This is a genomic window from Methylobacterium sp. SyP6R (assembly GCF_019216885.1).
In the GTDB taxonomy this organism is placed as follows: domain Bacteria; phylum Pseudomonadota; class Alphaproteobacteria; order Rhizobiales; family Beijerinckiaceae; genus Methylobacterium.
This window is the reverse complement of the sequence record NZ_JAAQRC020000001.1, coordinates 213,430-231,821: the sequence shown is the minus strand read 5'-3', so window position 1 is coordinate 231,821 and position 18,392 is coordinate 213,430. Positions and strand designations below refer to the sequence as shown.

Sequence of the window (18,392 nt, the reverse complement as noted above, 5' to 3'; positions counted from 1 at the left end):
TCGCGCCGCCGCGGCAAGCGGGGAGATCAGGCGGCGTCGGCCGTCCGCTTCGCGGTCCAGCGTTCCACCGCCGCCAGCAGTTCGTCGGGCCGGAACGGCTTGCCGACATGGTCGTCCATGCCGGCGGCGCGGAACTGGGCGACCTGCTGCGGCAGCACGTTGGCGGTGAGCGCGACGATCGGCAGGCGGCTCGCCGGGGACCCGAGCGCGCGGATGTGGCGCGTCGCCGTCAGCCCGTCGGTGCCGGGCATCTGCACGTCCATCAGCACCACGTCGTAGGTGTCGGCCTGCACGGCCGAGATCGCCTCGGCGCCGTCGCTCGCCACGCTGACCCGGTGGCCGCTTCGCTCCAGGATCGCGCGGGCGAGGTCCTGGTTGATCGGGCTGTCCTCGACGAGGAGGATCCGGGCCGGCCGGGCGCACGGCGCGGGGATGGGCCGCTCCCGGGCCGCCTCTCCCTCCGCCGCCGCCAGGGGCACGGTGAACCGGAAGGTCGAGCCCGCGCCCGGCCGGCTCTCGACTCCGATCTCGCCGCCCATGGCCTCGATCAGCCGACGGCTGATCGCCAGGCCGAGGCCGGTGCCGCCGAAGCGGCGCTGGATCGAGCCGTCGACCTGGCTGAAGCGCTGGAACAGGCGATCGAGCCGGTCGGCCGGGATGCCGATCCCGGTATCGCCGACCGCGACCCGCAGGGCGTGGCGCCCGTCCGCCAGCGGCGTGCTCGACAGGTGCAGGGTCACGCGCCCCGCCGGCGTGAACTTGATCGCGTTGTTGAGGAGGTTGAGCAGCACCTGGCGCAGCCGGTCGGGATCGCCCACCAGGCGGGGAGCCAAGCCTGCGGCAATCGTGACATCCAGCGCCAGGCCCTTGGCGTCGGCGGCGATCCGGACGATCGAGACCGCGTCGTCGGCGAGCGCCGCCGGTACGAAGGGCTGTGGGTCGAGGTCGATCTGCCCCGCCTCGATCTTCGAGAAGTCGAGGACGTCGTTGACCACGGTCAGCAGGGCCTGGCCCGCCGCCTGGATCCGCTCGGCGCGGCTGGCCTGTTCCGGCGGCAGGTCGCCCGCGCGGACGAGGAGCTCGGCGTAGCCGATCACGCCGTTGAGCGGCGTGCGGATCTCGTGCGACATGGTGGCGAGGAACTCGGTCTTGGCCGCGCTCGCCGTTTCCGCCTGGAGCCGCGCCGCCTCCGCGACGCGGTTGGCCTCCAGGACCGCGAGTTCGCGCCGCTTGCGCTCGGTCACGTCCGAGAAGGTGCGGATCGCCCCGCCCTCGGCGAGGCGCACGGTGCGCACCTCGAGCACGGTGCCGTTCGGGCGCGTGCGCTCGTAGACCGGCGGGGCGCCGAGGAGGTCGCAGGAGAGCCTGAGCCACGGTTCGCCCGCCGCCGCGGCGTCGAACTCGCCGCTCGCGGCCTGCCAGGCGACGAGGTCGGCAAGGGACGGCCGGCCGTGGCGGAAGGCCTGCGGCAGGCCGAGGAGATCGATCGCCCGCTCGTTGCAGAGCTGGACGACCCCCGCGGCGTCGATCAGCAGCACCCCCTGGTCCATGTTGGCGAGCGTCGCGTCGAGCAGCGCCTTCTTGTGCCGCAGGGCCGCCTCGGCGCCGCGCCGCGCCGTGATGTCCGTGACGGTGCGCAGGACCCCGCCCGACGCGGTCGGCGCGTTGTGGACCTCCAGGATCGTGCCGTTCGGCCGCCTGCGCTCGTAGCACCCGCCGATGACCGAGAGATCCCCGACCGCGATCGCGTGGCCGAAGGCCGGATCGAGTTCCGCATACTCGCCCGCCGCCCTCAGGACCTGCCGCATCTCGGCCCGGGACGGGGAGGCGGCCAGAAAGGCCGGGTCGAGGTCGAGGAGTTCGGCGAACCGCCGGTTGGCGACCGCGACCCGGCCCTGCGCGTCGACCATGATCAGGCCCTGGTCCATCGCATCGAGGGTGGTCTTGAGGACGGCCTCCTTCTCGACGAGTTCCCGGGTGCGCTCCGTGATGCGGTCCTCCAGGTCGGCGTTGCTCTCGCGCAGGGCGTCCGCCTGCCGGTGCAGGATCGCGGAGGTCTGGGCCAGCACCGCCCCGACCTCGTTCATCTCCCGGATCGGCGTCACCGGCATCCGCAGCCGGACGCCCCGGCTGAGGTCGTCCGCCGCCTGGGACAGGAGGGCCTTGCCGCGCATGATCCGGCGCCCGACGAGCAGCGAGGCGACCAGCGCGATCAGCGAGAGGCCGAGGATCACCGGCGCCAGGAGCAGGACGGAGGTGACGAGGGGCGCCCGCATGGCCGCCTGCGCGATGCCGATCGTCACCACCCAGCCCGAGAGCGTCGAGTGGTGATGGGTGCCGAAGACCGGGATGCCGCTCAGGTTGCGGCCCCGCCATTGCCCCGACGACCCGGCGATCGACCGGAAGCCCGGCAGGGGCTGGCCGGCCGCGGCCTCGGTGTCGACGGAGCGGCCGATGATGACGCCCTGCCGGTCGGTGACCGAGCCGGAATAGGGGGCGGCGACGCCGGCGGCCCGCAGGACCTCGCCGAACAGGGCAGCCGGCAGGGTGGCGTGCAGGAGATGGGTCACGGCCCCGTAGCGCCGGACCGGCACCGTGACGGCCACGATCGGCCGTCCGGTGGCGGTGCCGGGAAACAGGTCCGAGACGACCGGCGCGCCGGTCGCCATCACGATCCGGTCATGGGCGAGGACGGAGCGGGGCAGGACGGCGCCCCGGGGCAGCCGGGTGTTCACCCGCTGCTGCCCGTCGAGGTCGCGCAGCACGATGTTGAGGCCCTGCAGCCGCACCAGTTCCCGCGCCTGGCGGTCGAACCGGGCGAAATCCCCGGTCTCCAGGGCCGGCGAGGTGGCGAGCGCCTGCAGCATCGCGATCTGGCCGCTGAGGAAGCGGTCGATCTGCTCCACCGCATGCGCGTTGAGCGTCGCGGTCCGCTCCTCCATCCGCGCCTGCTCGGCCTGGACCCAGCGCTGAGCGATCAACCCGATGATGACGAGCGCCGGCACCAGCAGGGCGACGGCGAGGGCCGCGATATGGGTCCGGAGCGGGCGCGCGCGGATGACCGGCGATCCCGCCTCGATTCCGCTGTCGTCGATGTGTTCGGACACTCGTCTGTACCGGCCCAACGACCTTGCGCCCGCCGCAAGCTGGTCGTCCGGACAGCAGAAGACGGAAGGGTGGTGCCTTTGGTAAGGCAATAACCGTTATACGGCGCCTGATCTTTCGAGATAGGCCGTCGCGCGTTCGACGTCGTCCATCCGGCGGACCGGGACGGGCTTGCCCGTCCGGTCCATTTGTTAGTTCATATCTTGTCAGTCCATGTCCCGGCCGGAATCGCCGTCGAGCCCGCCGTCGAGATCGTCCTCCGCCTCGGCGTCGGATTCGTGCGCCTCGAGGCCGGCGGCCTCGGCGAGGTTGCGGGTGGCGCGGCGCAGGAGCTTGCGCAGGCGCCGGCGCTCCTTGTTGTCGAAGCCGCCCAGCATCTCGGCCTCGACCTCGTCCCACAGGCCTTCGATCGCCGCGGCCTTGGCGAGGCCCGCCTCGGTCAGGCGCACCCGGACGATGCGGCCGTCCCCGGCCTCGGTCCGGCGCTCGACCACCCCCATGGCGGCGAGCCGCGTGATGGTCTTCGAGGCGGTGGGCGGGCGCACCCGCAGGGTGGCGGCGAGGTCGCCCATGGTCATGGTGCCGGCGGCGGCCAGGGCCTGCACCACCTGCTCCTGACCGGCGAAGAGGTCGAGTTCCGCCAGGCGGTCGCCGATGCGGCCGCGATGGAGGCGCGCCGCCTGCATCAGGGCCCAGCCGACGCTCTTGGCGCCCGGAGGCCGGAGGCGCTTGGCCGCCCGGCGCGGCACGTCCACGGCCAAAGCCTGCTCGCTCGCTGCCATGGCGTGTCGCCCTTGTTCTCGAGACAATCCTGCCGCGCAGGCGCCATGAGCGCAAGCGCAGCGGGTCGAGCGCCCCGTGGCGCCCCAAGGGCGCACATGCCAGCCCGCCTGTGACGCCTGGATGACGGACGATCCGCATAACGCTCGCCGGTTTCGGCCGATCCGTCCGCGGCTTATGATGCGGGCTCCGATCGGAGGAGCGACGCGATGCCGGCCCGGCCCTGGGGCGACCTGACCACCGAAGAGTGCCGCGACGGCGGTTTAAGCGCCACCGTGGCTGTGCTGCCGGTCGCAGCCGTGGAGCAGCACGGGCCGCACCTGCCGCTCTCGACCGACGTCGTCATCGCCGAGGGCTACCTGGCGCGGGTCGCGGAGCTCGTCCCCGACGGCCTCGACGTGCGGGTGCTGCCGGTCCAGAGCGTCGGCCTGTCGCCCGAGCACACGGATTTTCCCGGCACCCTGACGCTTGGCTCCGAGACGGCGCTCCGGGCCTGGGGCGAGATCGGCGACGGGGTCGCGCGGGCGGGCTGCCGCCGGCTCGTCATCGTGTCGTCGCATGGCGGCAACAGCGCGCTCATGGACCTCGTGGCCTTGGGGTTGCGCGGCCGGCACGGGATGGTGGCGGTCACCACCGCCTGGAGCCGCTTCGGCACCCCGCCGGGGCTGTTTCCCGACGACGAGGTGCGCCACGGCATCCATGGCGGCGGGATCGAGACCGCCCTGATGCTGGCGCTCCGGCCCGACCTGGTGCGGCGCGCCGCGATCCGCGATTTCGTGCCGGCGACGCGGGAGATCGAGCGGGCCTACACTCACCTGCGCGCCGGCCGCCCGGCCGCCTTCGCCTGGCACGCCCAGGACCTCAACCCGGACGGCGCCATCGGGGATGCCGGCCTGGGCACCGCGGAGGCCGGCCGCGCCCTCCTCGATCACGGCGCCCGCGCCTTCGTCGAGCTGCTGCGCGACGTCGCCCGTTTCAGCCTGCCGGATGCGGCCTCGCGCCGGACGGAGTGACACACTATATCACCCGTCGCGGCGCCCCCCGGCGCCCCACTCCTTCGCGAACAGACGGCCCCGCATGTCCGACAAGATCCCCGTCACGGTGCTCACCGGCTATCTCGGCGCCGGCAAGACCACGCTCCTCAACCGCATCCTCACCGAGCCGCACGGCAAGCGCTACGCCGTGATCGTCAACGAGTTCGGCGAGATCGGCATCGACAACGACCTCGTCGTCGGCGCCGACGAGGAAGTGTTCGAGATGAACAACGGCTGCATCTGCTGCACCGTGCGCGGCGACCTGATCCGCATCATGGACGGGCTGATGAAGCGCAAGGGCAAGTTCGACGCCATCATCGTCGAGACGACTGGCCTCGCCGACCCGGCGCCGGTGGCCCAGACCTTCTTCGTCGACCAGGATGTCGGCGAGGCCGCCACCCTCGACGCCGTGGTGACGGTGGTGGACGCCAAGTGGCTGTCCGAGCGCCTGAAGGACGCCCCCGAGGCCAAGAATCAGGTCGCCTTCGCCGACGTGATCCTGCTCAACAAGTCGGACCTCGTCGACGAGGCCGGCCTCGATGCCGTCGAGCGCCAGATCCGTGCCCTCAACCCGTCCGCCGAGATCCACCGCACGCAGCACTGCGCCGTGCCGCTCGACCGGGTGCTCGGCCGCAGCGCCTTCGACCTCGCCCGCATCATCGAGATCGAGCCGGAATTCCTGGAGGAGGGCCACCACCACCACCATTCCGACGAGATCCAGTCGATCTCGGCCCGGCTCCCGGGCGCGGTCGATCCCAACAAGTTCATGCCGTGGATCTCCGACCTGACCCAGGTCCAGGGACCGGACATCCTGCGCTGCAAGGGCATCGTCAGCTTCCCCGACGAGCCGCGCCGCTTCGTGTTCCAGGGCGTCCACATGATCCTGGACGGCGACCTCCAGGACGAGTGGAAGCCGGGCGACCCACGGGAATCCCGCGTCGTCTTCATCGGCCGCCACCTCGACCCGGAGCAGATCCGCAAGGGGTTCGAGGCCTGCCGCGCCTGAGGCGGCGGGATCGGTCCGCCCTCTTGAGCGGCAGCGACCGATTCTTGCGCTTTTGCGACTGGGCCCTTTTGCGATCCGGACGGCCGTGCTACAGGCTTGGCCGTCCGTTGATGGTCGCGGGAGAGACCGGCTTCGAGCCGGCACCGAAGGGGAAAGGCGTGCCAGCCGTGCTGCGCGCCGAAGCTCTCAGGTGAAAGGACCGCGATCGAGAGGGCACTCTGGAGAGGGCGCCACGACGCCCGCCGATGGAGCAAGCCGGGTCGCGAACCCGGCGAATCTCTCAGGCCACCCGAACAGAGTTCCAAACCCGTGACCTGCCTCGACGAGGCGGGAAGGATGGAACGCGTGTCGGGACAACAGACCTCCTTCGATCTCATCGTGCTCGGCGCCGGCGTCGTCGGCACCGCCACCGCCTATTGGGCGGCACGAGCGGGCCTGTCGGTCTGCGTGGTCGACCGCCAGGGTGGCGCGGGGCTCGAGACCAGCTACGCCAATGGCGGCCAGATCTCGGTGAGCCACGCCGAGCCCTGGGCCAATCCGGGCGCGCCGCTCAAGGTGATGAAGTGGCTGTTCGACGCGAAGGCGCCGCTGCTCTTCACCCCCCGCCTCGACCGGCACCAATGGTCGTGGATCGCCGGCTTCCTGCGCAACTGCACCCCCGAGCGGGCGCGCCGCAACACCGTCGAGATCGTGCGCCTCGGCGCCTATAGCCGGGCCAAGCTGCAGGAGATCCGCGCCACCGAGAGCCTGGCCTACTCGGAGAAGACGCTGGGCATCCTGCATTTCTACCGCGACCTGAAGGAGTTCGAGGCCGCCAAGCCCGTCGCCGAGCTGATGCGCCGGCACGGCTGCGAGCGCCGGGTGGTCTCGCGCGACGAGGTGCTGGCGATCGAGCCCGCCTTCGCCGACAGCATCCGGGACGTCGTCGGCGCCACCTACACGGCGGAGGACGAGAGCGGCGACGCCCGCGCCTTCACCCAGGCGCTCGCCGCCCGCACCGCCGCGATGGGCGCGACCTTCCTGTACGGCTCCGAGGCGACCCGGCTGCTGCTCTCCCCCTCGGGAGACCGGATCACCGGCGTCGAGGTGATGGTCGAGGGCGGGCACCAGCGGCTCTCCGCCCCGAACGTCGTCGTGTCGCTCGGCTCCTGGTCGGCGCCGTTCCTGCGCCGCTACGGCGTGAACCTCGCGATCTACCCGGCCAAGGGCTACTCGGTCTCGATCCCGATCGAGGGGCATAACGGCGCGCCGCAGGTCAGCCTGACCGACGACGAGTACAAGCTGGTCTATTCCAACCTCGGCAGCCACCTGCGCGTCGCCGGCACGGCCGAACTCTCGGGCTATACCCGCCATCTCGACGCCGCCCGGGTCGCGGCGATCCTGGAGAATGCCCGGCGCACCTTCCCGAATGCCGGAAATTTCTCTGCCGCCACCGCCTGGAGCGGCCTGCGCCCGACCACGCCCTCGAACGTGCCCTATCTCGGCCGCACCCCGATCCGCGGCCTCGTGCTCAATACCGGCCACGGCACGCTCGGCTGGACCATGGCGGCGGGCTCCGGCCGCATCGCCGCGGATCTCGTGACCGAGCGCGAGACCGAGATCCCGGCGCCGCTGGCGGCGTGATCGGGTCGGCCCTCGATGCCGAGCACATCGGGGGCCGACGATCGATGTCTCGTCATCGATCGAGGGCGCTGCTCGACAGGCGGCCCGATAAATCGGCATACTCCTCCTCGTCGAGACGGCCGGTGATCGCCAGGTCATCGAGCCGGCGCTGGACCCTGCCCAGCTCGACCTCGCGCTCGTCCTCGCCGAGCCCGGCGAGGACCGCCGTCGCGACCAGACGAAAGCCATTCCCGGCGGTTTGACGCTCTCGGCGATCGAGGATGGGCTGAGCCCAGCTCGGGCATTCGCCTGCCGGGCGGCCCTCCCGCTGCTTGACGGCCTGCAACACCTCCAGGCCGTCTTCCCGCGCCGCCGCTCTCGCCCGGTCGCGGTCCTCGTCGTTCTCCGTGCGCCAGCCGAGGCGTGCGAGATGGCCGCGCAGGACTTCGTACACGTCACGGTTCGGTTGCCGCTCGATCTCGGCGAGGGCGGCGCGCGCGCTGGAAGCGAAACTGTCTCGCATGTCCTTCGCGGCCTGCCATTGCTGCTCGGCTTGCCCGCGCCAATCCGAATCGGCCACTCCTGCATGCGCCTCGTCGCGGATCGCCTCGCGCGATCCGTCGGGGTTCAGGACCGGTCTCGCCGCGGGTTTGATGTCGGGGATGGGAAGCGAGCCTCCAAGAAGGGACATCATGCCCTGGAGCGACGTCACGCGGGCTGCCTCATCGTCCGGCCACGTGCCTTCGAACTCGGTCAGGAAATAGTCGTGGTAGCTCTCCCCCAGTCCGCGAAGGTTTGCGACCAGGTGAGCGGCCTGCCGGTCGCCGCACATCCACGTCCGGCCGCTGCGGGTTTCGATGAAGGTCCGATTCTGGAAGACGGCGTAGATCGCCTGCGCGAAGCGATCGTCCGCCAGGGCCGCCAGGAAGCCGGGATCGCGCGCCAGCACGGCTTCCAGGTCGAACGGATCCGGTGCGGGCGGCGCGTAAACGGGCTGAACGCCGTCGTGGAAAGCGACGTCGTTCTCCTCGATGTCCATCGTCCCGTAGGTCCATCGTCGCGGCCCCGACGCGCGCCGCCTCGGCCCGTGGTCCAGCGTATTGACGATCATGCCCCTGGAGCCGTCCGGATATCGCGCGTTGAGCGCACCATCGGGCCTACCGAACGACCAGAGCACGAAGGCCGGACCGCGCCGCGTTCGCCAGTGGAACTCTCCGACCCACTGGTCAGCCCCAGGGATGCTCGTGCTCGGTATGCTCCGTCCCGGAGCCTCGGCGCCATCCTCCAGCAGGGGATGCATCGCCTCCAGGCGCTGCTCGTGGGTATCCATCGTCACTGCGAGCCGCTCGTCCAGATGAGCGTTCCTCGATATCGATGATCGGCGGCACTTTCCAGCGTGCTTTGGCTGTCCGCCCGTTCCCGACGCAGCGACATGTTCGGCTCGATACTGGAGCAGGAGGGAGTCGGCTCTTTACCTGCGTGCTCGCTCGTTCGATCGTGTCGGCCAACTCAATCAGGCGTCGGGCCGGCCGGATCGACGATCGGCTGTCCTACCGCACCGTCACCTGATCCTTGATCTTCTCATACGTCGCCCGGCTCAGCACCCGCTTCGACAGGAGCTCGCCCGGCGATGCGTAGGGCCGCCTGGCGATGATCGCCTTGCCGATCATGCCGCCGCCCAATCCGTTCAGTTCCGCCACGCTGGCGGTGTTGAGGTCGACCGTGCCGGTCGAGGGCGTCGCGTCGGCGGTCGTGTCGGCCTGCGGCAGCGGTGCGGACGGGGCGGCCGGGGTGAAGACCGGGGGAGGGGAGGGCGCAGGAGCCGGGATCGGAGCCGGAGCGGGGACCGGCGCCGGGGCGGGCGCCTCCGCCACGACCGGCGGGCGCTGCGCCGGCGGGTCGGCCGGGCGCGGGCCGGGATAGACCGAGCGCACCGGATCGCCGGCCTCGCTCGTCGGTGCGGGCGGGGGCGGAGCGCTCCGGCTCGCCTCGGCGCGCTTGGGCGACTCCGATACCTTGGGCGACTCCGACACCTTGGGCGGCTCGGAGAGGTGCGGGCCGGCCGCGCGCGGCATGAAGAACTGCCACAGCCCGGCGAGGCCGGCCGCCAGCACGACGATGACGAGGGCGCGGGTGATGGCCGAACCGGTCAGCATCGGGGGCGGGTGTCCTCAGGGCTCGAGACGGGAGCGTCTGCGTCATTCTACAACGGGTTATGGCCGGCGCGAGGCGGCCACAATCGCGCACCGTCAAGATTCCGCCAGATGTCCACGGATTCGCGCGGGGATTCTCCGTCCCGCCGGGTGGGATTGCCCGAAGGTTACCGGGGCCGAAGGATTGGGCCGAAGGATCGCCGGGACCCGTGAAGGAGAATGTCGTTCTCCGGGGAGCATCGTCAGGCGGCCTGTGTCAGGCGCTTGACCGCGCGGATCGCCCCGTCGCCCGTGCCCGGCCCGGTCCGGCCGGCGCGGATGCGCGCTTCCGCCTCGGCCAGGGGCTCGATCGCCACCGCCATGTGGTGGCCGTTGGCGTGGATCAGGCGGGTCTCGTCCAGCATCATCCCGACATGGCCGCGCCAGAACACGAGGTCGCCCCGCCGCAGGCCGGCGAGATCGGGCCCGATCGCTACCGCCTCGCCGAGGGCGGCCTCCTGCTGGTCGCTGTCGCGGGGGGCCGGGAGACCGGCTGCGGCGAGCGCCGTCTGCACCAGCCCGGAGCAGTCGAGGCCGAGGCTGCTGCGCCCGCCCCAGAGATAGGGCGTACCGAGGAAGCGCAGGGCCGTCGCGGCGACGTCCGGCTCGGCCGCGTCGAGGGGCGCGAGGTGTCCGGCCCAGACGAAGCGATCATCGGAGAGGCGCGCATAGGCGCCCTCCCGGGCCGCCACCGCGACCTGCGCGCCGAGGCCGAGCGCGCCGAGGACCGGGCGCTTCAGGTCGGCGGCGGGGTAGAGGAAGGTGCGCAGGGCCGAGACCCGGTGGGTCGGAGCCGGATCGACCGGCCCCAAAGCCTCGGCCGGGAGGTAGCCGACATAGCCGTCGGCGGCGAGTTGCGCAAAGGCCCAGCCGTCGCGGATGTCGTAGACCGTCGCGGCCTCGCCGAACAAAGCCTCGCTGTCGAGGCCGGCGGCCGGGTCTGGCGCGCGCCGCAGGGGCGCGACGGGGACAGTGATCCGGTGCGGAAGGCCGGGCACGTAAGCCGCCGCCTCGACCCGCCCGCGCAGACGCTCGTCGGCGAGATCGGGCCGGGCCGGAGTCAGGCGCGGGTCGAGGCGGGGAAGATCGGTCATGGTGATTCCAGTGTCTCAGGCCGGTCCGGCCCGGGCAAGCCGGCCTCCCACACGGGTGCGACCTTATGCCCGATATCCCGTCGAGGCCTTGCGGGCGGGTCGGATTCTCCTGCGGCCAGCGCGGGCTAACCGTGAGACCGGCGCAACCATTCGAGCGGCGCAGGGTTGGACATGCGCGTGTTGCACTGCAACAATCGCGACGCCTGCGCTATGCTCAGCCGCATGATGATGAGCCGCCCCGTGAAGAAGCCGACCGACAAGCCCCGCAACCTGCCGCCGATCCGGGTGCGCAAGGAGCCCCCCACCATCTCCGAGGCGGTGGCCGCGGCGCAGGACCTCGCCGACGACGTCGAGCAGCAGGTCGAGATCGCCGCGGGCCTGATCGGCCTGCCCCCCGAGGAGGTGCGCCCGCACGTGCTCCAGGCGGCCCAGGCCCAGGCGGCCAAGAAGACGGAGCGCGCGCCGGAGCGGATCATCAGCACCGGCGGCGGCCTGCGCGGCCCGCGCACGGTGATCGTCGAGCGCCGGGCCGGCCGGCCCCTGGTGGTCGAGCGCCGCACCCGTCCGCCGCTCGATGGCCGGCGGTAGGATCCGGGCCGGCGGTGAGATTCGGGCGGCCGCGATACGGTCGCCCATCTTATGCTGTTGCGGACGGAGCCCCATTCGAGAGATGATTGTTCACCATCGAACCCATTGGTGTGGATTTCGGTGGTCCGTCCGGCGTGTTACGCTGGCGAGATGAGGATCCTGCGGCGAGGGCGGCGCCCGGGTGCCGTTGGAATGGTGTGCACATGAACTCTCTCGAGCCTGTCCTGTCAGGCGTGGAAGCGTTGCGGCTCGACAATCAGCTCTGCTACGCGCTCTACGCCGCCTCCCACCGGATGACGAAGTGCTACCGGCCGCTCCTCGAGCGGCTGGGCCTCACCTATCCGCAATACCTCGTGCTGATCGTGCTGTGGGAGAGCGACGGGCTGACGGTCTCGGATATCGGCCGGCGCCTGCGCCTCGATTCAGGCACGCTGACCCCGGTGCTCAAGCGCCTCGAGGCGGCCGGTTACGTGCGCCGCACCCGGCGGCAGGCCGACGAGCGCGAGGTCGAGATCAGCCTGACCGAGGAGGGCCAGGCCCTGCAGGAGGAGGCGGTGGCGGTGCGCCGTTCCGTGGTCGAGACCCTGAAGATGTCCGAGGGCGAGATCGCCGATCTGCGCCAGCGACTCGACGCCCTCATCGCCACCCTCGGCGGCGACGCCTGACGCCGGCCACCGGCGCAGCGATTGTTTTGCCGGTTAACAATTCCTTCTTGAGTGCCACGGCCGACCCCGCTTAAAGGGACGGGAGAGGTGCGCCGTCCGCCGCGAGGAAATCCGGGCCGCGGAATGCGTCCTCGACGGATCTGTCCCGAAGCAAGGCGATGTCTCGCAAGAGAGTCCTGCGCGAGGGAACTCTCCCACTGAGTCCTCGGGTTCTTGGCCCCGAGACCGGACCAGCGAGTGCGCCGCGACGTGAGACCCGTGACCTGCCCAGGCCTTCGCGCAAGGCGTCACCCGAGCCGTCCTTGTCGCCCGGGGTGCCGTTCCGCCGCGGATCGCGCCGGATCATGAAGAGCCTGAGGTCCCTGGCGGGTTTCCTGACCGGCTTTGCGGAGCGCAACGGCGAGCCGCGCCGGCAGGTCGCCGTGCTGCCGGTCCGGCCCGGGCCCGGCGGTGCCTTGCAGGTCATGCTCATCACCTCCCGCGAGACCCGGCGCTGGGTGGTGCCGAAGGGCTGGCCGATGAAGGGCCTGAAGAACTACGAGGCCGCCGCCCGCGAGGCCTACGAGGAGGCGGGCCTGATCGGCCGGGTCGGCCGGCGGGCGCTCGGCAGCTATTTCTACAACAAGCGCCTGAAGAGCCGCGACACGGTGCTGTGCCAGGTCCAGGTCTTCCGCCTGGAGGTGCGCAAGCAGCTCAAGACCTGGCCCGAGCAGCACGAGCGCGAGTGCCGCTGGTTCACCGTGCAGGAGGCGGCCGAGGCGGTGACCGAGGCCGGGCTCGCCGCCCTGATCCGCGCGGCCGGTGCCGAGGGCGCGAAGGCCCGCAAAGCCAAGGTGAAGGCGGCGGCAGGCAAGATCCCGGATTCCAAAAGTCCGGACCCCAAGAGTCCGGATTCGAAGAATTCGGATTCCAAGCCTGCGGCCTCCAAGTCTCCCGTCTCCAAGGCGAAGGCCGCGGGCAAGGCTTCGGACCCGAAGGCCGCGCCCTGACCGCTCCGCTATCCGGCCGTCACACGGCCCCGCTATAGGCTCGGGGTTCCGGTGCGGGCGCTCAGCGCGCACCTCCCTCACCAGCGGCACGGACGCGATGGCGATCATCCAGGCCTTCCAGGCCGGCGAATTCCTCAACTCGGTCTTGAGCCTCGTCTGCGCCTTCGTGCTCGGCACCATGATCGGGGCGGAGCGCCAGTACCGGCAGCGCACCGCGGGCCTGCGCACCAACGTGCTGGTCGCGGTGGGCGCGGCGGCCTTCACCGATCTCGGCATGCGCATCGGGCACGCCGACGGGGCGATCCGCATCGTCGCCTACGTGGTCTCGGGCGTCGGCTTCCTCGGCGCCGGCGTGATCATGAAGGAGGGGATGAACGTCCGCGGCCTCAACACCGCCGCGACGCTGTGGTGCTCGGCCGCGGTCGGGGCCCTGTCGGGGGTCGATCTCGCGGCGGAAGCGGCGCTGGTCACCGCGGCGGTGCTCGCCGGCAACACCCTGCTGCGGCCGCTCGTCAACGCCATCAACCGCATTCCGATCGACGAGCGCGATTCGGAGGCGACCTACGAGGTCCGCGCGACCACGGATACCGGTCGCCTCTCGGAGGTGCGCGACCTCCTGGTCGAGCGCCTGGAGGCGGCGCACTATCCCGTCAGCGAGGTCGATGTCGAGGAGCGCGGCGAGGACGACGTCGAGGTGGTCGCCACCCTGGTCAGCACCGCGATCGAGCCGGAGGAGATCGAGGCGGTGATCGCGCGCTTAGGGGCCGCCGAGGGCATCCGCCGGGCGACCTGGACGGTCCGCACGACGGATTGAGGGGGTCAGGTCCCCGGCAGCGTCACCCGCCTGGCGCGGCGGCGCTGGATCGCCAGGAAGCTGCCGAAGGCGAGCCCGATGACGAGGAGCGAGACGCCCGTCGTCACGGTGCCCAGCGCGTAGATCTCCGGCGTCGTCACCGTGGTGGTGAGGCCCTGCAGCTCCAGCGGCAGGGTGTTGCGCCCGCCGATCGCCTGGCTGGTGCGGGCGAGCTCGTCCCAGGACAGGGTGAAGCCGAACAGCGCGACGCCGACGAGGGACGGCAGGATGATCGGCACCACGACGTGGCGCAAGCTTTGCGGACCGGTGGCGCCGAGGTCGCGCGCCGCCTCCTCGTAGGCCGGGTTGAAGCGGTTGAACACCGCGAACATGATGAGGAGGCCGAAGGGCAGGGTCCAGGTCAGGTGGGCGCCGAGCGCGGAGGTGAACAGCCCCATCACCGTGCCGTGGTCCTGGAGGAAGCCCCAGCCGGTCCAGGCGGCGAGCGCCTTGATGCCCTCGTCGATCAGCCGGAATTCGAGGCCGATGCCGAGCGAGACCACGATCGAGGGCACGATCAGGCTCGCCACCGCGACGTAGAACAGCGGCGTCTGGCCGAAGAAGCCCTTGCGGAAGGCCAACCCCGCGAAGAACGCGATGGTGACGGTGAGCGCCATCACCACGAGGCCGAGCGCCAGCGAGCGCCGGAACGCCGCCCAGATGTCGACCACCCCGAGCCCGGCCCAGAGGCGCGAGAACCAGAAGGTCGAGACCCCGTTCATCGGGAAGGTGAGGCCGCCCTGCGGGCCCTGGAAGCTGAGCGCCAGGATCGTCAGGGTCGGCCCGTAGAGGAAGAGCACGAACAGCCCGAAGAAGGCGGCGAGCACGTAGAACGAGAAGGGGCGGGGCCCGTCGCGGCGCATGTCTCTCAAAGCTCCCGGCGCAGGTCGATCAGGCGGGTGAGCGCGGCGATCAGCACCATCACGGCGCCGAGCAGCACCACCGCGTTGGCGGCGGCTGCGGGGAATTGCAGATAGGCCATCTGCACCTGGATCACCTTGCCGACCGAGGCGATCTGCTGGCCGCCCATGACGCCCACGGTCACGAAGTCGCCCATGATGAGGGTCAGCACGAAGATCGACCCGATGGCGATGCCCGGCTTGCAGAGCGGCACGATGACGTTCCACAGGGTCTGCCAGGGCGTGGCGCCGGCATCCGTGGCGGCCTCGATCAGCGAGCGGTCGATCCGCATCATCGAGTTGAAGATCGGCACGATCATGAACACCGTATCGAGGTGGATGAAGGCCAGCACCACCGAGAAGTCGGAATAGAGCAGCCCCTCGATCGGGGTGCGGATCAACCCGAGACCCATCAGCGTGTCGTTGACGAGGCCGTTGCGCCCGAGCAGCGGCACCCAGGCGATCATCCGGATCACGTTCGAGGTCCAGAACGGGATGGTGCAGATGAGAAACAGCACCGTCTGCATCGCCGTCGAGCGGACGTGGAAGGCGACGAAGTAGGCCACCGTGAAGCCGATCGACAGGGTCGCGGCCCAGCCGAGCAGGCAGAACTTCAGCGTCGACAGGTAGGTCCGGAAGGTGGTGCAGAGATCGCCCCCCGACAGGCAGCCCTCGAACACGTCCTTGTAGTTCTGGAACGTGAAGGCCGGGATGATCTCGTACTCGTTGTACTCCCAGAAGCTGACGATCAGGGTCAGCGCCAGCGGCACCAGGAAGAACACGAGGAAGACCAGCCCGAGCGGCATCGCCTGCCAGTAGGCGAGCCGACGCTGGCGCCGCGTCGCCGCGGCGAGGCCCGTGGGGGTGGAGGCGGCGGGCGCCGCCTCCGGGAGAGGGTGAGCGGGAGCCGTCGCCGTGCTCATGCGGCGATGAACTCGTTCCACTTGCGCACCATGTAGGTGTTCTCGTCCATCACCGAGTTCCAGCAGGCGACGGCGCCCATCCGCTGCTCGAACGAGCCGCCGTCACGCACCGCGCCGGCCTTCTCCATGATGGTGCCGTCCGGGGCCTTGATGTCCTTCTCGGCCGGCTTGCCCTCCATCCAGAATGCCCATTCGTAGGGCTCCATGTTGGCTTTTGCCGTTTCCAGCACCGCCGAATAGTAGCCCTGGCGATTCAAATAGGCACCGGCCCAGCCGGACAGGAACCAGTTGATGAAATCATAGGCAGCATCGAGCTTCTTGCCGCTCAGGGTCTTGGGCAGGCCGAAGCCGGTGGCCCAGGCGCGGTAGCCTTCCTTCAGCGGCTGGTAGGTGCAGGCGACGCCCTGCGAGCGCACCTTGGTGACGGCGGGCGACCACATCGACTGGATCACCGTCTCGCCCGACGCCATCAGGTTCACGGATTCGTTGAAGTCCTGCCAGAAGGCGCGGAACTGGCCGGCGCGCTTGGCCTCGATCAGCACCTTCATGGTGCGGTCGATCTCCGCCTTCGTCATGTTGCCCTTGTCGGGATAGGTGTAGTCGCCGGTGGCCTCCACCACCATCGCGGCATCCATGATGCCGATCGACGGGATGTTGAGGATCGAGGCCTTGCCCTTGAATTCGGGGTTCAGGAGTTCCTTCCACGAGGTGATCGGGCGCTTGATCAGGTCGGGCCGGATGCCCAGCGTGTCGGCGTTGTAGGTGGTCGGGATCAGGGTGATCCACTCGGTCGGCGAGGCGGCGAACTTGGTCGAGTTCTGGCCTTCGAGGTAAAAAACCTTCTTGGGCGCCGTGCCCTGGTCGCCGATCTTTTTGCCCCCGACCTCGCCCTTGGTGAAGACCGGGGTGATCTTGTCGGCGTTCTTGATCCGGCGCGCATCCATGCCGACGAGGTTGCCCGACGGCATCAGCTTCTTGAGGCTGAAATACTCGGAATCGACGATGTCGAACGAGTTCGGCTGGGTGACGACGCGCTTCGACACCTCGTCGGTCACGACCGGGATGTACTCGATCGTGATACCGAGATCCTCCTTCACCTTGCGGGCGATGTCGCCGCTCTGGTTCACGGCGGTGCCGAGGTAGCGAAGCGTCACCGGCTCGGCGGCGATGATCGCCGGAAAACCCGTGATGACGCCGGAGCCGGCGGCGAGGCCGGCCGCGGCGCCGGCCCCTTGCAGCAGCGTGCGGCGCGACAGGCGGGGTGTCTTGGTGTCGGTCATGGCGAAAGTCTCCCTTTTCGAAGTCCTCGTCAGGCGTCGAGGCGGTGGGCCTCGCCCGCCGGCCAGCCCACCCGCACCGTGTCTCCGAGGGCGAGGGGATGATCGGCGTAGGCGTGATCGCTCAGGATCGCCGTCAGGGCTGAGCCGGCGTCTGCCGCGAGGTCCGGCGCCTCGAGGCTCACATGCACGGTGCTGCCCTGGTACTCGACCGCGACGACCCGGGCGCTGAGCCCCTCGGGTCCGGCCTCGGAGCCGAGCCGCATCCGGTCGGCCCGCACGGCGATGCGCCGGTCGGGAAGCGCGATGACGTTGTGGCCGCCGATGAAGCGGGCGACGAAGGCGGTGGCCGGGCGCTCGAACACCGTGCGGGGAGCGGCCGCCTGCTCGATGCGGCCGCCATTCATCACCACCACGAGGTCGGACAGCGCCATCGCCTCCTCCTGGCTGTGGGTGACGTGCACGAAGGTGATGCCGAGTTCGCTTTGCAGCCGCTTCAACTCGGTCCGCATCCGCACCCGCAGGAACGGATCGAGGGCCGAGAGCGGCTCGTCGAGGAGCAGCACCTTCGGGCCGGTGACGAGGGCGCGGGCGAGGGCAACCCGCTGCTGCTGGCCGCCCGAGAGCTGCGCCGGCAGGCGGTCGGCGAGCTTGTCCATCTGCACCAGCGCCAGCATCGCCTCGGCGCGCTTGCGGCGCTCCTCCTTCGCGACGCCCCGCATCTTGAGCCCGAAGGCGACGTTGTCGCGGCAGGTGAGGTGGGGAAACAGCGCGTAGCTCTGGAACATCATCGCGGTGCCGCGCTGCGCCGGCGGCAGGTCCCCGACCGCCTTCGGGCCGATCACCACGTCGCCCGACGAGACGGTCTCGTGCCCGGCGATCATCCGGAGCGTCGTGGTCTTGCCGCAGCCGGACGGCCCGAGCAGGCAGCAATACGAGCCCGAGCGGATCTTCAGGTTGATCCCATCGACCGCGACGGTGTCGCCGTAGCGCTTGGTCAGGCTGACGAGTTCGATGTCCACGCGCTCTCCCCTCGGCGGCTCCCGTTGCGAGAGGGCAAAGCAAGCGGCGGGCCAGGGGGCCGGCCCGGCCCGGGCGACACGGCCGGCCGGGGCCGCGATTCCTGATTCCGATTCCTGCCCGCGCGCCTGTTGCAATGCGCCGGGCGATCCGCTATCCCCCCGCTCGTCTTCGGCGCACCACGCACCACCCGGTCACGGGCGGGACGGGCAGCGCCGACGGGCCGTTGTAGCTCAGTGGTAGAGCGCGTCATTGGTAATGACGAGGTCGGGAGTTCAATCCTCCCCAGCGGCACCATCCACCACAGTGGAAGTCTTCAAGATTTCGCTCGGTGTGTCTGAAGGCTGTCCGATCCCGACCGGGAG

General features: G+C 70.5%; 15 protein-coding genes, 1 tRNA gene, 1 pseudogene and 1 riboswitch. Of the genes and pseudogenes, 8 read left to right on the top strand and 9 right to left on the bottom strand.

All coding sequences use genetic code 11. The features are described 5' to 3' along the window. Nucleotides 1-26 precede the first annotated feature (26 nt). Nucleotides 27-3,107 (bottom strand): PAS-domain containing protein, encoded by a 3,081-nt coding sequence (locus tag HBB12_RS01080; RefSeq protein ID WP_236987645.1) that lies wholly within the window; start codon nt 3,105-3,107, stop codon nt 27-29. Between the two features lie 204 nt (nt 3,108-3,311). Then, nucleotides 3,312-3,887, bottom strand: coding sequence for a MarR family winged helix-turn-helix transcriptional regulator (locus tag HBB12_RS01075; protein WP_236987644.1), 576 nt, complete (start codon nt 3,885-3,887; stop codon nt 3,312-3,314). 207 nt (nt 3,888-4,094) lie between these two features. Between HBB12_RS01075 and HBB12_RS01070 the strand changes: the two genes are divergently transcribed. The 3 genes from HBB12_RS01070 (at nt 4,095) to HBB12_RS01060 (ending at nt 7,548) form a co-directional block, all read left to right on the top strand. Continuing rightward, on the top strand, nt 4,095-4,898 hold the full coding sequence (locus HBB12_RS01070) for a creatininase family protein (protein WP_236987643.1): 804 nt from the start codon (nt 4,095-4,097) through the stop codon (nt 4,896-4,898). 64 nt (nt 4,899-4,962) lie between these two features. Further along, nucleotides 4,963-5,925 carry a CobW family GTP-binding protein gene (locus HBB12_RS01065; RefSeq protein WP_236987642.1) on the top strand — a complete coding sequence of 321 codons (963 nt, stop codon included), beginning with the start codon at nt 4,963-4,965 and terminating at the stop codon, nt 5,923-5,925. A 107-nt stretch (nt 5,926-6,032) separates the two neighbouring features. Next, nucleotides 6,033-6,137: riboswitch (glycine riboswitch) on the top strand. A 133-nt stretch (nt 6,138-6,270) separates the two neighbouring features. Further along, nucleotides 6,271-7,548 (top strand): D-amino acid dehydrogenase, encoded by a 1,278-nt coding sequence (locus HBB12_RS01060; RefSeq protein ID WP_236987641.1) that lies wholly within the window; start codon nt 6,271-6,273, stop codon nt 7,546-7,548. A gap of 52 nt (nt 7,549-7,600) precedes the next feature. Here HBB12_RS01060 and HBB12_RS01055 read toward each other — a convergent pair whose 3' ends face one another. The 3 genes from HBB12_RS01055 to HBB12_RS01045 all read right to left on the bottom strand — a co-directional run bounded on the left by HBB12_RS01055 (nt 7,601) and on the right by HBB12_RS01045 (nt 10,813). Then, complete coding sequence (locus HBB12_RS01055) at nt 7,601-8,857, bottom strand: hypothetical protein (protein ID WP_236987640.1); 1,257 nt, start codon at nt 8,855-8,857, stop codon at nt 7,601-7,603. Nucleotides 8,858-9,077: 220 nt separating this feature from the next. Next, nucleotides 9,078-9,683: a ComEA family DNA-binding protein gene (locus tag HBB12_RS01050; protein WP_236987639.1), complete on the bottom strand. Its 606-nt coding sequence runs from the start codon at nt 9,681-9,683 to the stop codon at nt 9,078-9,080. A gap of 239 nt (nt 9,684-9,922) precedes the next feature. Next, entirely contained in the window at nt 9,923-10,813 is an 891-nt protein-coding gene (locus HBB12_RS01045; RefSeq protein ID WP_236987638.1) for a C40 family peptidase, read from the bottom strand. A 222-nt stretch (nt 10,814-11,035) separates the two neighbouring features. Here HBB12_RS01045 and HBB12_RS01040 point away from each other — a divergent pair, with 222 nt between their 5' ends. The 4 genes and pseudogenes from HBB12_RS01040 (at nt 11,036) to HBB12_RS01025 (ending at nt 13,869) form a co-directional block, all read left to right on the top strand. Continuing rightward, nucleotides 11,036-11,401 (top strand): hypothetical protein, encoded by a 366-nt coding sequence (locus HBB12_RS01040; RefSeq protein ID WP_236992624.1) that lies wholly within the window; start codon nt 11,036-11,038, stop codon nt 11,399-11,401. 203 nt (nt 11,402-11,604) lie between these two features. After that, a complete protein-coding gene (locus HBB12_RS01035) occupies nt 11,605-12,066 on the top strand; it encodes a MarR family winged helix-turn-helix transcriptional regulator (RefSeq protein WP_236987637.1) in 462 nt (153 codons plus the stop codon). Between the two features lie 344 nt (nt 12,067-12,410). Beyond that, a pseudogene (locus tag HBB12_RS01030) lies at nt 12,411-12,890 on the top strand (NUDIX hydrolase); the annotation flags it as partial. A 262-nt stretch (nt 12,891-13,152) separates the two neighbouring features. Then, nucleotides 13,153-13,869 (top strand): MgtC/SapB family protein, encoded by a 717-nt coding sequence (locus HBB12_RS01025; protein WP_236987636.1) that lies wholly within the window; start codon nt 13,153-13,155, stop codon nt 13,867-13,869. 5 nt (nt 13,870-13,874) lie between these two features. On the opposite strand, the gene HBB12_RS01020 is transcribed toward HBB12_RS01025, so the two are convergent. The 4 genes from HBB12_RS01020 to HBB12_RS01005 are packed head-to-tail and all read right to left on the bottom strand — an operon-like array spanning nt 13,875 to nt 18,029. Next, nucleotides 13,875-14,771 (bottom strand): ABC transporter permease, encoded by an 897-nt coding sequence (locus HBB12_RS01020; protein WP_236987635.1) that lies wholly within the window; start codon nt 14,769-14,771, stop codon nt 13,875-13,877. Between the two features lie 5 nt (nt 14,772-14,776). After that, nucleotides 14,777-15,730: an ABC transporter permease gene (locus tag HBB12_RS01015; RefSeq protein WP_236987634.1), complete on the bottom strand. Its 954-nt coding sequence runs from the start codon at nt 15,728-15,730 to the stop codon at nt 14,777-14,779. Further along, nucleotides 15,727-17,010 (bottom strand): ABC transporter substrate-binding protein, encoded by a 1,284-nt coding sequence (locus HBB12_RS01010; RefSeq protein WP_236987633.1) that lies wholly within the window; start codon nt 17,008-17,010, stop codon nt 15,727-15,729. The genes HBB12_RS01015 and HBB12_RS01010 overlap by 4 nt, the downstream gene beginning before the upstream one ends. A gap of 29 nt (nt 17,011-17,039) precedes the next feature. Then, nucleotides 17,040-18,029, bottom strand: coding sequence for an ABC transporter ATP-binding protein (locus tag HBB12_RS01005; protein WP_236987632.1), 990 nt, complete (start codon nt 18,027-18,029; stop codon nt 17,040-17,042). Nucleotides 18,030-18,249: 220 nt separating this feature from the next. On the opposite strand from HBB12_RS01005, the gene HBB12_RS01000 reads away from it, so the two are divergent. Further along, nucleotides 18,250-18,324: transfer RNA gene (locus tag HBB12_RS01000), tRNA-Thr, on the top strand. The last annotated feature ends 68 nt before the right edge of the window (nt 18,325-18,392 follow it).

Bases quoted from the DNA above. Each gene is read 5' to 3' on its own strand.
- HBB12_RS01035 (WP_236987637.1), top strand. From the start codon at position 11,605: ATGAACTCTCTCGAGCCTGTCCTGTCAGGCGTGGAAGCGTTGCGGCTC.
- HBB12_RS01025 (WP_236987636.1), top strand. From the start codon at position 13,153: ATGGCGATCATCCAGGCCTTCCAGGCCGGCGAATTCCTCAACTCGGTC.
- HBB12_RS01070 (WP_236987643.1), top strand. From the start codon at position 4,095: ATGCCGGCCCGGCCCTGGGGCGACCTGACCACCGAAGAGTGCCGCGAC.
- HBB12_RS01015 (WP_236987634.1), bottom strand. From the start codon at position 15,730: ATGAGCACGGCGACGGCTCCCGCTCACCCTCTCCCGGAGGCGGCGCCC.
- HBB12_RS01010 (WP_236987633.1), bottom strand. From the start codon at position 17,010: ATGACCGACACCAAGACACCCCGCCTGTCGCGCCGCACGCTGCTGCAA.
- HBB12_RS01045 (WP_236987638.1), bottom strand. From the start codon at position 10,813: ATGACCGATCTTCCCCGCCTCGACCCGCGCCTGACTCCGGCCCGGCCC.
- HBB12_RS01050 (WP_236987639.1), bottom strand. From the start codon at position 9,683: ATGCTGACCGGTTCGGCCATCACCCGCGCCCTCGTCATCGTCGTGCTG.
- HBB12_RS01055 (WP_236987640.1), bottom strand. From the start codon at position 8,857: ATGGATACCCACGAGCAGCGCCTGGAGGCGATGCATCCCCTGCTGGAG.
- HBB12_RS01065 (WP_236987642.1), top strand. From the start codon at position 4,963: ATGTCCGACAAGATCCCCGTCACGGTGCTCACCGGCTATCTCGGCGCC.
- HBB12_RS01040 (WP_236992624.1), top strand. From the start codon at position 11,036: ATGATGATGAGCCGCCCCGTGAAGAAGCCGACCGACAAGCCCCGCAAC.
- HBB12_RS01020 (WP_236987635.1), bottom strand. From the start codon at position 14,771: ATGCGCCGCGACGGGCCCCGCCCCTTCTCGTTCTACGTGCTCGCCGCC.
- HBB12_RS01075 (WP_236987644.1), bottom strand. From the start codon at position 3,887: ATGGCAGCGAGCGAGCAGGCTTTGGCCGTGGACGTGCCGCGCCGGGCG.